Here is a 14,508-nt window from a genome sequence, read left to right as displayed (position 1 = left end):
ATCTAGAATATTTAGCTTACTCACCATGATGTTCCTTCTTCTTCCCATGTACTATTTCTCGTAGTTCATCCTCAATCGTCAGATCCGTCATCTTCACATTCTTCCTATACGCTGCACGGGAAATAAGATGACCTGATACTGGTGAGGTTAAGAAGACAAATATAATCCCTAATATCAAACGAACACTAATTACGGATTCCATCACCCAATAGTAAACAAACGCTCCAGACAATGTTAGTAACACAGCCAATGTAGAAGCCTTTGTAGCTGCATGTGAACGTGTATAAACATCTGGGAACCGAATAATCCCTACCGCACTGATAACAGCCATAATTGCACCAATTAGTATTAGAAGCGCTGCAAAGAACTCAATCATTTCGCTTACGGTCAATAATAACGCCCCTCTCTATATATTTAGAGAATGCAATCGTACTAATAAACGCCAATATCCCTAATATAAGAATCACATCAAGAAACGATCTTGTCCCGAAAACAATCGATATAATCGCAATGGCAGAGATTAAGTTAACTCCAATCATATCCAAAGCAATAACCCTATCAGGCAAACTAGGTCCGAAAATAATCCGATATAAAGCAATGGCAATAGCAACTCCATATAATGTAAGTGCGGCATAAAGCATAGCCTCTATCATTATCTGGTCACCTCCATGATTGCTTTCTCAAATTTGTCTAATGATTTAAGTAAATTTTCTTTCGACTCATTAACGTCAATAGCATGAACGTAAAAAGCATCCCCTTCAGGTGTTACTTCAATAACAACAGAACCAGGAGTTAAAATCAATAGCATCGCAAGAAGTGGTACTTCCCATTCACCTCTCAGCTTTGTTTCATATCTAAATATACCTGGTTGTATCTTTATTTTAGGACTTAATATTTGTTTTAAAACTTGATAACTTGACTGGAATAGCTCTGAATTAAATAATAATATCAATTTCACTACAGCAAACAGTCTACTTAAATAAAACCGCTGGCCAAAAAGACGATGCGTTAAATACACGATCCCAATCCCTACTATATACCCTGTGACAAATGTTGTAACATAGAATTGGTCCTCATCTTGAATTAACACCCATAAAAATGCGATAAATATGTTAATGATAAATTGTCCTGGCATATGGTGGCACCTCCCAATTCCAAATACTCACTAACCTTAAAGAGGTTGTTCAAAATTAAAGTTATTTCCTCATTCATAAAGTACAGCATCAATATAAACTTCAGGATCGAGTAATGTATTTGCTGCATCACTTACGTACGGTGCAAGAAATTCTGCACCTAACCCCAATCCGATTGTTGCAAATGTAAGCAAGATACTAGGGAATAGCCATCCCCTTTTCATCGGAACCTTATCTTCAATACTAATAATTGTCTCGCCCCAGAAGCAACCTAAGAAGATCCTAAGAAGGGAATAAAGCACAAAAATACTAGAAATAAAGGCGAGTGTAAGTAAAACATAAGAACCTGCTTCTACTGTACCTTGACCAACTAATACTTTTCCAATAAATCCACTAAATGGCGGGATACCAGCAAGGGAAAGCATAACAATAAAGAACATCCATCCTAATAGTGGATAGTTTCGAATCAACCCACTCATCTCATTAATCTTAGTTTTGCCAGTAACAGCAATCATCGTTCCTGCAAGCAAGAATAAAAGTGTTTTTACAATCATATCGTGCATGAGGTAGTAAATCGAGCCTTCCAATGCTGCAGGAGTTGCAACTGCTAGTCCTACTAGAATAAACCCTACCGCTATTACTACATTATAAGAAACGATTAAGCGAATATCTTTATAAGCTACCGCCCCAATGCTTCCCCCAATCAAGGTTAATGCAGCCATCACTCCGATAAGGCTATGGGAAATAGATGGTTCATGGTAAAAGAATAACGTAAATACACGAATCATTGCATATATACCGACTTTAGTTAAAAGCCCTCCAAATAACGCAGCAACAGCAGTAGGTGCGACACTATAGGAACCTGGAAGCCAAAAGTAAAGTAATAATCCTGCTTTCAATCCAAATACGGTTAAAAACACAATACTAATCACGGTTAGTAACGGCGCTTGGCCAGTTTCTGCAATTCGCTCGGAGATATGTGCCATATTAAGTGTACCAATTGAACCGTAAAGATAGGCAATGGCGATAAGGAAAAACCATGATGATATAACATTAACGAGCACATACTTAATGGACTCTCTTAATTGAGCCTTTTTACCACCTAAAGCAATAAGAACATAGGATGCAAGTAGCATAATCTCAAAACAAACGTACAGGTTAAAAAGATCCCCAGTTAAAAATGACCCATTTACACCTGCAACGAGAAAGTTCACGAAGGAGTAAAAGAACATATTTTCATACCTTTTTCCTATGGAAGAGAAGGCATATAATAAACAAACAGCTGCCACGACACTTGTTGTAAGCACAAGAATGACAGAAAAGGAATCAGCAACAAACAGAATTCCAAATGGCGGTTCCCAGCCGCCAAAATCAAGTCGCATAACCCCCTCTGCTTGGATAAGATTTAATAAATATATAGCTAAACCAGCATTAGCAAGCATTACAATTAGACTAATCCATCTTTGTATCTGTACTTGATTTCGGAAAAAAACTAAAATAATACCTGCCAATACAGGGACGGCCATTGGTAGGACAATCAAATTACTCATGCTTATTACCTCTCAATTCATACAGATTATCTGTCCCTGTTTCACGATAGGTCCGATATGCCAAAACAAGTAATATTGCTGTAACAGCAAAGCTAATAACGATAGAAGTTAATATGAGAGCTTGTGGTAGTGGATCTACAAATGTCGTTTCTTGCCCATCTACAAGAACTGGCACACTTCCACTCTTTAGTCCTTTCCCCATGGTCATAATCATTAAATGAGCTGCATGTGAAAGGATAGCAGTACCAAGAATTACCTTAAGCACACTTCTCGTTAATATTAAATAAGTAGCTACTGTTACTAAAATACCTGTCAGGATGGTGATTAACGTTTCCATAGATTACACATCCTCAACTATACTTAAAATAATTGTTACTACAACACCTACGACAACGAGAGCAACCCCCGATTCAAATATCGTAACTGTACTTAGTTCGGTTTTCCCAAAAAAGGGAAGTTCGAAGTAATCAAATGCTTGTGTCAAGAAGGCCTCTCCAAACACTAGAGATGCAAAACCCGTCGAAACAGAAATAAATGCACCTAAAGCAGCAACTTTTTTGAAATCAAAAGGAATAGCATGACGTACTGTTTCAATGTCAAAAGCAATAAATAGGAGTACAAATGCCGATGCTAATACCAATCCACCAATAAACCCACCACCAGGGCTATGATGACCTGACAGAAATAAGTAAACAGCTAATGTTAAGATGATAAAGACTACGAGCTTTACTACCGCACGCAAAATAACATTATTTGTCCTCAACGGAAGCATCCTCCTTTCTAGCTTTCAGTTTAATAAAGGTGTAGACACCAAGACCAGCTATTAGGAGTACGACAACTTCGAGCATCGTATCAAATGCACGGAAATCACCTAGAATCGTATTTACAATATTCCTTCCACCTGCTAGTTCATAGGAATTCTCATAATAACTTGAAATGCTATCAAATAGCTTCCCATTCTGTACCGCAAGTGCCACAACTGTAAAGATCACACCAACTAGAATCGAAATAATAAGATTAACTGATTTCGACCGTTTGCGAGTATCTTCCTTCTTCCATTCTGGTAGGAAATAATACGCTGCTAAAAACAGTACTGTTGAAACCGTTTCTACAACTGTTTGTGTTAAAGCTAAATCTGGTGCACGGAATAAGACAAAGAATATTGCTACTCCATATCCTAATACACTGTTCAGCAAAATGGCAGTTAGCCGTGATTTTGCAAAAAGGATTGTTACTGCTGCAATCATCATTACAAGTGCAATAATGCCCTCTAAACTACTAATTGATGCGTTTCCTTCAATGTTAAACACAAGCGTATTGGTTATAACCAACATCCCTCCAACCGCTAAGATGAAGAAGGAATAAATATATACCATATAATCACGTAGGTGACCCGTCATGTAGAAGTTTGTGACCGTATTCGATGTAGCTTCTAATTGTTCAAGAATGTTGCCGTATAGTGTATTAAAAGACCACTTTTCAGGAAACATCTTGTAAATACCTTTCCAATACCGAAGAGAAATGAATAGCAATATACCGAGTAGGATGACACCAATTGTCATCTTTAATGGCATATTAAAGCCATGCCATGGTATAACGTGAACACCAAGGTCCTCATTCTCGGCAATAGTAGGGAAAATACTAGACATTGCAGGTCTTAACAAATAATCTCCTAATACATTCGGGAAGAAGAAAATCAACACAACAAGTGCTCCTAAAATCATAGGAGAAAACAACATACCATACGGAGCCTCATGTGCAGGATGCTCCAATTTCTCTTCTTGGTAAGATCCAAGAAAGGTCTTAAATACAAAAATCATACAATAAACAAAAGTAAGGATACTTGCAACCCAAGCGACAACAGGTATTAGCGTACTCCATGTGTCAGAGGCAAAATTAAATTCACTAATATTTACTGCTACTTGGAAGAACATTTCTTTACTCAAGAAACCGTTAAATGGTGGCAAGCCTGCCATGGAAAAACTACCAATGATTGCAATGGTGAAAGTTATTGGCATTAACGTAGCTAACCCACCGAGTCTACGAATATCACGTGTCCCTAATTCATGATCGACAATACCTACAACCATGAATAGTGCACCTTTAAATGTAGAATGATTCACTAAATGAAATAAAGCAGCAAATGCAGCCTGCGTAAAAATAACAGAATCAACTGAATAACCGTTCACAAGGGCAGCTGAGCTCATCCCGAACATGCTCATAATCATACCGAGCTGACTAATTGTTGAATAAGCGAGTAGTGCTTTAAGATCTGTTTGTCGAATCGCATTAAACGACCCCCAAAACAATGTAAATAATCCAACGCCTGTTACCATCCAGAACCATGTCATTTCTCCACCAAAAACTGGTGTAAATCTGGCAACTAAATAGATACCTGCCTTAACCATTGTTGCTGAATGTAGATAAGCACTAACTGGCGTTGGTGCCTCCATCGCAGTCGGTAACCAAATATGAAATGGAAATTGTGCAGATTTCGTAAAAGCACCAAGTAATATTAATACCATTGCCGGAATAAATAACGAATGCTCACTATAGGTTGATACCGTTGCAATGACTTCACGTACACTCATCGTACCTGACATAACATACAGCATCACAAAGCCAACAAGCATCGCTATTCCACCAGTAACTGTAATTAGCAGTGACTTTTGCGCGCCCTCTCTTGATCTTTTTCGATGATACCAAAAGGCGATTAATAGAAAGGAGGAAATGCTCGTTAATTCCCAAAAAACATACAAAACCATCATATTATCTGAGAACACCACACCGAGCATGGCCCCCATAAATAGTAGTAAATACGTATAAAAATGGGACAGATTTTCATTACTGGACAAATAATAAATAGAATAGATCGTAACAAGGGCACCAATACCAGTAATTAAAAGAGCAAAAATTAAACTTAGTCCATCCATATAAGTAGTGAAATTAATGTGGTACGAAGGAATCCACTTGAGGGTATATAGGAATGTCTCACCACTAGCAATCCTAGGGATATAGCGTACTAGAAAAGCAAATAAAGCAGCTGAAACAATAAACACAAACCAACCAATATGAATTCTAGAAATCTTTTTATGAAGTACAGGAACTAGCGTAGCAGCTAAAAAAGGAATAATAATAGCTAAATTCACAGTTAACAAAATCGGGTCCTCCATTTCCAAGCCATCTTACTTTTGCACCTAGTGTATCTATTTCCCTAAAAGTTAACTTCTATCCATAACATCTACATCATTACTGCATATACCATAATAAGGAATGTTTAGGATATAATAATAGTTAAACCTAATTTAAATTGTTAAAAAGAGAGAAGTAGTAAAAGATTCAGATATCTGATTGTAAAGTAGTGAACCTTCAATTTAGTAAATGTAGTTGGATAATTTCTTACGTATTTGTGGATTATTAGCATAATAACTTGACTTACAATTGCTTATATGGCAATTTAAATGAAAGACTTCTATAGATAGAAATATTTACAGGGGAAATTCTGATAAATGCACTAAGTAATTTTTTCCATACTATTTATTATAACGTAAACTGATTATCAATGCACATCTGTGAGTCTCTAAATCGTTTTTAGTCTTTCATTGGCCTTATGAGTTCATCTAAAATTAGGGGTTCACGGAATCTTGGTAACATGTTAAAATGATACAGTTTTAAAATGACTATTAAATCGTTATTGATTGAATGATAAGAGGTGAGTTTCCGTCATGAAGAAAATTAAAGGTCGGATGGACGAAAGTATTCTTGTTTGTGTGTACTACGGTCCTAATGGTGAAAGGTTAATTAGACGTGGCCATAAATTAGCACAAATCATGAATTGCCCATTATATGTATTAACAGTTGACCAAAAAGCCTATGATGAGTTTGATGCTGAAAAGTCGGGATATATCGAACGTTGGGAAGAACTATGCAACGAATTGGATGTAGATGAGTTTATTGTTCGTGACAATGAACGCTCCTCTGTAAAAGCAATTAAGGAAGTTGCCCATAATCTTAATATCACCCAACTGGTTATTGGCCAAAGCCCTCAAAACAGATGGGAAGAGATTACCAAAGGGTCTTTTGTTAATGTGCTATTACGTGAAATGACTTTTATCGATATTCATATCGTATCTATCGATAGAACGCTTAAGAGCGAAGACGATACAATGTATGAAAAAGGAGTTCGTGGCTTCCTACAAGAAGACGGAGACACCTATAAACTACGATTCACAAGATCGAATGATTGTCTTTATGAAGGGATTTTCTATAAGGAAATTGGAACTGACTTTAATAATGGTGTTTTTAAATTTGTAAGCAAAAAAGGAAAAACCTGTCAGTTGCATATAACAGAAGATACCGTTACTGCAAAGATGGAAGAACCACCAAATATAAAATAATTCTTTAAAGAAAGCTATCCCAATGGATGAGTAACTACCAATGGGATAGCTTTTTATTCAAAAAATAACGAGTATAAACTTAATGGATGTTTTTGTAATGTTTGTTGCTTTTTATTATTCGAAATTGATACAAACTACGGACATATTTAATTCAGAATTGTTTTAAGCACTCCGTTCCGGAAAGACACTTCGCTTTCCACGGGCGGCTGGTGAGCCTCCTCCGTGCTAACGCACTACGCAGTCTCACCTAGGCCTATCCTCCCGTAGGAGTCTTCGTGTCTTTCCTCCACTAAGCTCCTGCTCTACTTGATTTCCACTAAAAAAACGATGCTTTTGCGAGGAAAAACTGCCCAGAACGTAATTTTATGTTCGATAGCTTTAATAACATCTAGAGCACACAATATAGCGTAGGCAGAATGCGTAGACTCCTCGAAAATACAAACCAATTTTCTTCGTGCGATGTAACGCTACGAAGTATTCCTTATCCTGCGGGAACAGCACGTGTCTGAAGACCCCACAGGAAGTGTTCTTCTTCCGAGGAGGGCTGAGGCCGTGCCCTAAGGTCCGCGAAGCATTCTGCCGCAGCGAATGACTACACACTACATTTATAAGTGTGAGCGAGAGCTACACTATTCTGAATTAAATAAGTCCACTATTTATACAAATAGTGGACTTAACAACAGTCTTTTAAAAACAGTTATATTAATATAACTCTGGGACTCTACTAACGAAAATTGGTACATCTTTTCTAATTTTAGTTACGATGTCTAATGGAAGGGTAGTGATAATTGTTTCTTCTTTCGTTTCACTACCGACCTTTTGTTTTTCGCCCCAAGGGTCAATGACCATCGATGTACCAGCAAAGTCTTCGCCACCATAATGTCCAATCCGATTACAAGATACAACAAAGAATTGATTTTCGATTGCTCGGGCAATTTGTAGGGCTTTCCAATGCTCTTTTCTAACGGTTGGCCATTCAGCCACAATGTATAGAATTTCTGCACCTTGTAGTGCTAAACTTCGAGTTAATTCAGGAAAACGCAAATCATAGCAAATAATAAGCCCCATTTTTACTCCATCCAATTCAAACACTTTTGCCTTCTCCGTTCCACCTGCTAAATACTTTGGTTCATCAAGCATTGGAACGAGGTGGATTTTGTCATAACGATGAACAACACTTCCTTTTTTATCAATTACGACACTAGAGTTATAGAAATTCCCTGCCTTCTTATTTGCAAAGGACCCGCCAATAATATTAACTTTATGCATTGCTGCGAGTTTTTGTAAAAAAGAAGTAGTTGGCTCCCCTTTAACATCCGCTATTTGCTCAAGTTCTTTTAGTGTATATGCTGTTGTCCACATCTCTGGGAGAACAAGAACATCAGGTTGTTCATTTCTTACCGTTTCTCTTATCCAAGCTTCCACTCGCTCTCTATTTACCTCTGGCTTACCTGGAACAATATCCATTTGATAAATCGCATGCTTCATGGGTGCCTGTCACTCCTCGAAATTTGTCGTATTTTGTCGAATTTCCCCATCTTATTTAAACCAGCCTTTCTCTTTAAACCTTGAAATTGCCTCAATTCGATTGCCTACGTTCAGTTTATCTAATATGACAGAGACATAGTTACGGACCGTTCCATTACTTAAATATAATTGATTTGCTATTTCCTTTGTATTCTTACCATCTGCAATTAAACGAATGACTTGTTCTTCCCTTTCTGTTAAAGGATTCTCCTCCCCGTATGCGATGTCGACTAATTCTGGTGCATATACTTTACGACCTTCCATAATCACCCGAATAGAATTAGCTAATTCTTCACTTGGGCTATCTTTTAACAAATACCCATTTATATTTGCCTCGCGCGCACGGCCAAAATAACCAGAACGTGCAAAGGTTGTTAAAATAATCACTTTACAGGAATCATCCTTTAATGCTAGCGCTGCATCTAACCCAGTCATGACCGGCATTTCAATGTCCATGATACAAATATCTGGTCTATGCCGCTTTACTAAATCCAGTGCCTCTTCGCCATTCTTTGCCTTCCCAACAACTTCCATATCTTCTTCCAAGTCAAGCAAAGAACCCAGCGCTCCTAGTAATAGTTGCTGATCTTCTGCAATTACAATACGAATCATACGAACCCCTCCCGTTTTGCATGCCCAATAACATTTGGTACCCGAATCACAAGTGTCGTTCCGTCCCCTGTTTGTATCTCTAACAGTCCATTTACAAATTCAAGTCGTTCTTTCATCCCAAGAATCCCGTTGCCATTTCGGAATCCGTTATGATTTAAACTGCCAACACCATTATCTTGTATACCAATCGATACTTCACTTGCATTCTGCTCAATCCAAACATGACACCCTTTCGCTTGGCTATGCTTCACAACATTCGTAACAGCTTCTCTTAGGCACATACTTAGTACATGTTCGACGAGTAGGGGAGTGTTAGACAAATTGACATCTCCATTAAAGGAAAAGTCCATTTCTGCCGCTTCGGCAACTTGCTTTACAAGGAGAATCTCATCTTTAAGTTTTGCGCTTTTCATCGTGGAAACCAATTCACGTACTTCCATTAAGGCATTTCTAGATGTTTGATTAATATCTCTCACTTCACCTTTTGCCTTTTCTGGATCTTTATCGATTAACTTCCCAGCTAAGTCACTTTTCAAACCAATAAGCGATAGTTTTTGTCCTAGTGTGTCATGAAGGTCACGTGCAATTCGTTGACGTTCCTCAAAGACGATTAATTGCGATATCTTTTCGTTTGCATGTTCTAGTTCATTTTCCAGCTTTTCCTGCTTCATTCGATTATAAATGTTAAAAGGGAGTAGAATAACACCGATGAGACTAATGATGATAAAAGGTAACTGACTAAGAAAACTTTGACTTTCTATTATAAAGCCTGTTGTCACTGCAGCAACAGTAGTGGCCAGGTTAACCACATATAATGTAATAAATCCTGCTTTATTTTGAATATTACCGATGTAAAATGCTAAAAAGAGTGCAAAGTACACGTAACCGAAATATAATGTCATCCCTACACTAATAAGCATTTCAATTCCTATAGACACATAAACAGTCCATCCCTTTTTAATAAACGACAATCGATACGTCGTAAAAAACAAACTAATCATGAGTATTCCAGTAATAATTTCCACAGGCGTTGATGACCGAAATATAAAGTAAAATGGAAGAACACAAAAGATAATCCAAGCATATAGGCTAAGTCCTGTATTTTTAGGGAAAAGCTGATACCAATTTTGCATGTTATAACTCCTATTCGACTAATGGATGGGTTCTTTTTCTGTCTAGCTCAGAACCCCCAACGACTAGTGGACTTCCCTCACCTCTCTGTGAGATAAAGAGTTTCCTTTATCTCACTCCAGTTCGGTCCAGTCCATACGTCGTTAAACCGCCCTTGTGCTTTTCTTTAAGTATATCAAAAAGTCAGAAGAAAAAACCCTCCAATCTTGCTTGAAGGGCTAATGTTTTAAATCATTAAATTCTCCTAAAAGCTTGGCCTGTTAGATTTCACTTTCAAGTTAGCTTTCGGTTTGTTTTGTAGTTCCTTATATTCCTTGAAACTTACAAATGATCGACTCGCTTGATCGTACAAACGGAAACGAATCGATTGTAAACTAGATGCAAGTGTAATCGTTGTCGCTTTTTGTAATGGTGGTGTGGACTCATGTGCCTTTTCTAAATTATAATTCGGCACTCTAGGAGCTAGGTGATGAACATGATGGTAACCAATACTACCAGTAATCCATTCCAACACTTTTGGTAATTTATAATAAGAACTACCATCTACTGCTGCTTTTACATAATCCCACTCTGCTTCATTTTCAAAATAGGAATCTTCAAATTGATGTTGTACATAAAACAACCAAATACCTAGTGCTCCTGCAACCCATAGGATAGGGAGTTGCACGATTAGAAATGCCTGCCAACCTACTGCCCATATTAGAAGTGCATAGATAACAGCAATTGATCCATTAATTAGGTACGTATTAAGGCGTTCCTTCCGTTTTGCACCTTTTCGATTAAAACGATTTGACACTAAGAATAGATAGATTGGCCCTAGTCCAAATAGGACGATTGGATTGCGGTACAATCGATAGGCTAACTTGCCCCAAAAGTTTGCTTCCCTATATTCCTCAACTGTCATCACCCACACATCACCAGTACCTCGTTTATCTAAGTTACTGCTAGTGGCATGATGAATGGAATGATCCCGCTTCCATTTTTCGAATGCAAAATGCGTAATAATTCCCGTTATGGTCCCTATAATCCGATTTGCTTTACTATTTTTGAAGAACGACATATGCGTACAATCATGAAAGATAATAAAGATCCGAACAACAAAGCCTGCAGCAACCACAGATAATGCAAGACTAAGCCATATTGAGATGCTTAAGCTTTGATATGCCAAAAACCATAGCAAGAAAAACGGAACAAATGAATTGATTATTTGAATGATACTTGCTCTCGTATCTGAATTTGCAAAAGCTGCGACACTTTTTCTTAATTGTGCTTGTTTTTGTTTACTCATCGTTTCCTCCTAAATAGATATCTTTTATTATCCTTATGATAGGAGAAACGTCTAAATCTTATAAGTCATAAATGTAACAAATTTGCATGACAAATGTCATGTTTGTGGTGCCTATCACCGACCTTTTCTGTATAATAGATGGTAAGTACAAATTGGAGGAGATATTTTGGATTCATCTCATATTATCGGTAAATTAAAAAATCGGAAGGCTACCATTTATGGTGAAGATAAATTTTTCAAGTCTGCTGTACTTGTTCCTCTTGTTGAAATAAACGATGAAACGCATATTTTGTTTGAGGTAAGATCGATGCAAATGCGCCGACAACCTGGAGATATCTGTTTTCCAGGAGGCAAAATTGACGAAGAAGACGAGAGTCCTGCTCATTGTGCAATGAGAGAGACGACGGAAGAATTAGGATTAAGCCCCCATGATATTACAGATATAACCCCCCTTGATTATATCGTCTCTGATATGGGACGGATAATCTATCCATTTGTCGGAAGATTGAACAACATAGATAATATTATCCCGAATCCTACTGAAGTAGGGGAAGTATTCACTGTACCGTTGGAATACCTATTACAGAACGAACCAGAAACATTTAAAGTCCATGTTCATTTACAACCCGAAGAAAGCTTCCCCCTTGATTTAATCGTCGGTGGGGAAAATTACCAGTGGCAAATGCGGCATATTGATGAGCTATTTTATCGATATGAGGAAAAAGTGATATGGGGATTAACTGCAAAGATATTACATCAATTTATAACACTCATTCATAAAGGCGGCAATCAATAGATTAGCCGCCTTATCGTCTATTATTGTATTTTAACTGGTAAAACTTGTTTAACTTCGTCTAAATACTGTTCTTCCTCTTCCTTAAGCCAAATATGAATGGTCCCAGCATCTTCCTTTGTCCGGATTAAGCGACCAATACCTTGCCTTAACCTAAGTAACATGTATGGAATATCCACTTCACGAATTGGGTCTAAAGCATGCTTATGTTTCGCTTTAAACACTGGATCTTTCGGCGGGAATGGCAAGGATGAGATGATTACCTGTGTTAACGCCTTACCAGGGATATCAAGGCCCTCCCATAAGTGATACGCACATAAAACTGCGGATTCATCACGCTGGAAGTTCTGCACCATCTCACTAATTTCCTGATCCCCTTCAAAGAATATGTTAAATGGCCACTGCTTGTTATCAGCCCACGTTCGGAATTCATTCATTTCTTTAGCCGATGAAAATAACACAAGCGAGCTTCCCTGATTTTCTAACAATTCCTTACCAATTTCACTCCACTTTTTGTCATCATCGTAGTGCATATACATTTTCATCTGATTCTCGTAATCAAACGGAGATGCAACGGAAAAGGAGTCAAAATCGTCAATCCCAAGACTTTTTGCAATATAAGAGAAGTTACCATCTTGTGACAATGTTGCTGACGAGAATACAAAAGGCATCCCCAGAGAGAAAACTTCCTTCTTCAAAACATCCTCCACCAGACGTGGCATAATTACGAGACTTGTTGCATTCACATCTTCTTCAAGCCAAAAGATTCCTTCATCATCTTTTAACAAAATGGATAAACCATAAGAAAAGAATTCTAAGTATTCCTCAATAATTTTAATATGATAATCATCCATCGTGAATAGCTCGGAATCAAATACTAACTCTTCTAGTAATTGTTGTACCTTTTGATACAGTTCATCAATTAATCCACGTAAATCACGCGTTACTGTGATTTCCAGACGATTCGAGCCTTCTACCTCGTATGCTGAATCCTGTAGCATATCAAATAACTCATCATTTACCCTTAATATATCTTCCACCAGGACAAGGGATTCTTCCCGTACATCTTGGCCCATATAACCTGTTAATACATTCGTTAAAGTCTCTAGGTTATAGCGATAGGTTAGACCCTTTTGTGCTGAGAACTCTAATAGATGCCCCTCATCAAAAATAACAGAGCTTGCTTCTGGTAAGAGAGGCATTTGCCCTTCTCGTTTCCTTGATTCCTTTGTCCAAATATGTTCCATATAAAAATCATGCGAGCAAATAATAATATCACTTGCATGACGGTAATATTCACGATTCAACGTCTGTCCACTGCGATGACGAAATTCACAAGTTGAACATTGCTCAAGTGGATCCCAAGCAATTTTCTCCCATTTTTCATTTGAAACCCATGGGTACTCTTTTCTATCACCATACCGTTCGAACGTTTTCATTGATGTGCTCGTATCATAGACAAACGCTGGTATTTCATCCCTTACCCTAAGGATATCCTCATCATCTGTCGTATCTGTTATTGCATCCAATTTTCTAACGCAAACATATTGTTCCCGTGCCTTAGCAAGCCTTACGTCAATTTCAAGTCCTAAAGCTTTTTCTAACTTTTCAATGTCACCATTTTTTTTAACTAGTTGTTCTATCAGCGTCTCATCTGCACAGGAAATAATTGCAGGCTTCCCTTTATAACGTGCATAGCAAATAGCATACAGTAGGTAAACAAATGTCTTCCCTGTACCAACACCAGCTTCCGCAAAGATTGTCCGTTTATTCTTAAAAGCATTCTCTAGCTGAAACGCCATGTAAATTTGCTCATCTCGGAGCTCATACCCTTGTTCTGGTAAAATATCATAGAAGACATCACCGACATAGTCACCCAAGCGGTCAAAGAAATTTTCCGTTTTCGAAACAGTAAATGGAAGTGTATTTTTTCTAGCCATTGGTTACTCCTTCTTTTAGAAATCTTTTATATAGATTATTTTCGTATTGTTTGTTTCCATTTTAACGTCACAGCTTATATCTAAAAAAGTCACAATCCTTTATATATGTTAATCAATTTAAAAATAGACCGTAGCAA

At 37.6% G+C, this 14,508-nt stretch carries 14 protein-coding genes; 2 read left to right on the top strand and 12 right to left on the bottom strand.

Translation table 11 applies throughout. The features are described 5' to 3' along the window. Window positions 1-16: 16 nt before the first annotated feature. The 7 genes from D8M05_RS08665 to D8M05_RS08635 form a co-directional block, all read right to left on the bottom strand. Entirely contained in the window at window positions 17-391 is a 375-nt protein-coding gene (locus D8M05_RS08665) for a Na+/H+ antiporter subunit G (RefSeq protein ID WP_121130712.1), read from the bottom strand. Next, window positions 369-653 (bottom strand): Na(+)/H(+) antiporter subunit F1, encoded by a 285-nt coding sequence (locus D8M05_RS08660; protein WP_121130710.1) that lies wholly within the window; start codon window positions 651-653, stop codon window positions 369-371. Before D8M05_RS08660 ends, D8M05_RS08665 begins: the two co-directional genes overlap by 23 nt. Continuing rightward, window positions 653-1,135: a Na+/H+ antiporter subunit E gene (locus D8M05_RS08655; protein WP_121130708.1), complete on the bottom strand. Its 483-nt coding sequence runs from the start codon at window positions 1,133-1,135 to the stop codon at window positions 653-655. The genes D8M05_RS08660 and D8M05_RS08655 overlap by 1 nt, the downstream gene beginning before the upstream one ends. Before the next feature lie 69 nt (window positions 1,136-1,204). Further along, a complete protein-coding gene (locus D8M05_RS08650) occupies window positions 1,205-2,683 on the bottom strand; it encodes a Na+/H+ antiporter subunit D (protein ID WP_121130706.1) in 1,479 nt (492 codons plus the stop codon). Then, on the bottom strand, window positions 2,676-3,020 hold the full coding sequence (locus tag D8M05_RS08645; protein WP_121130704.1) for a Na(+)/H(+) antiporter subunit C: 345 nt from the start codon (window positions 3,018-3,020) through the stop codon (window positions 2,676-2,678). The genes D8M05_RS08650 and D8M05_RS08645 overlap by 8 nt, the downstream gene beginning before the upstream one ends. A 3-nt stretch (window positions 3,021-3,023) precedes the next feature. Beyond that, entirely contained in the window at window positions 3,024-3,446 is a 423-nt protein-coding gene (locus D8M05_RS08640; RefSeq protein WP_121130703.1) for a Na(+)/H(+) antiporter subunit B, read from the bottom strand. After that, window positions 3,433-5,841: a Na+/H+ antiporter subunit A gene (locus tag D8M05_RS08635; protein WP_121130701.1), complete on the bottom strand. Its 2,409-nt coding sequence runs from the start codon at window positions 5,839-5,841 to the stop codon at window positions 3,433-3,435. The genes D8M05_RS08640 and D8M05_RS08635 overlap by 14 nt, the downstream gene beginning before the upstream one ends. Window positions 5,842-6,408: 567 nt before the next feature. On the opposite strand from D8M05_RS08635, the gene D8M05_RS08630 reads away from it, so the two are divergent. Beyond that, window positions 6,409-7,080, top strand: coding sequence for an adenine nucleotide alpha hydrolase family protein (locus D8M05_RS08630; protein ID WP_121130699.1), 672 nt, complete (start codon window positions 6,409-6,411; stop codon window positions 7,078-7,080). A 702-nt stretch (window positions 7,081-7,782) separates the two neighbouring features. Here D8M05_RS08630 and D8M05_RS08625 read toward each other — a convergent pair. The 4 genes from D8M05_RS08625 to desA all read right to left on the bottom strand — a co-directional run bounded on the left by D8M05_RS08625 (window position 7,783) and on the right by desA (window position 11,638). Next, a complete protein-coding gene (locus D8M05_RS08625) occupies window positions 7,783-8,568 on the bottom strand; it encodes a carbon-nitrogen family hydrolase (protein ID WP_121130697.1) in 786 nt (261 codons plus the stop codon). 51 nt (window positions 8,569-8,619) lie between these two features. Then, on the bottom strand, window positions 8,620-9,219 hold the full coding sequence (locus D8M05_RS08620; protein ID WP_121130695.1) for a response regulator transcription factor: 600 nt from the start codon (window positions 9,217-9,219) through the stop codon (window positions 8,620-8,622). After that, window positions 9,216-10,352: a sensor histidine kinase gene (locus D8M05_RS08615; protein WP_121130693.1), complete on the bottom strand. Its 1,137-nt coding sequence runs from the start codon at window positions 10,350-10,352 to the stop codon at window positions 9,216-9,218. The genes D8M05_RS08620 and D8M05_RS08615 overlap by 4 nt, the downstream gene beginning before the upstream one ends. 242 nt (window positions 10,353-10,594) lie before the next feature. Further along, complete coding sequence (gene desA, locus D8M05_RS08610) at window positions 10,595-11,638, bottom strand: Delta(5) desaturase DesA (RefSeq protein ID WP_121130691.1); 1,044 nt, start codon at window positions 11,636-11,638, stop codon at window positions 10,595-10,597. Window positions 11,639-11,804: 166 nt separating this feature from the next. On the opposite strand from desA, the gene D8M05_RS08605 reads away from it, so the two are divergent. Further along, window positions 11,805-12,434 (top strand): NUDIX hydrolase, encoded by a 630-nt coding sequence (locus tag D8M05_RS08605; RefSeq protein WP_121130689.1) that lies wholly within the window; start codon window positions 11,805-11,807, stop codon window positions 12,432-12,434. 20 nt (window positions 12,435-12,454) lie between these two features. Here D8M05_RS08605 and D8M05_RS08600 read toward each other — a convergent pair whose 3' ends face one another. Beyond that, the gene (locus D8M05_RS08600) at window positions 12,455-14,371 is read right to left on the bottom strand and encodes an ATP-dependent DNA helicase (RefSeq protein WP_121130687.1); all 1,917 of its coding nucleotides are present in this window, start codon (window positions 14,369-14,371) and stop codon (window positions 12,455-12,457) included. Window positions 14,372-14,508: the final 137 nt, after the last annotated feature.

The sequence above is a fragment of the Oceanobacillus bengalensis genome (assembly GCF_003628445.1).
GTDB lineage: Bacteria > Bacillota > Bacilli > Bacillales > Amphibacillaceae > Oceanobacillus > Oceanobacillus bengalensis.
This window is presented reverse-complemented; position numbering and strand designations above follow the sequence as displayed.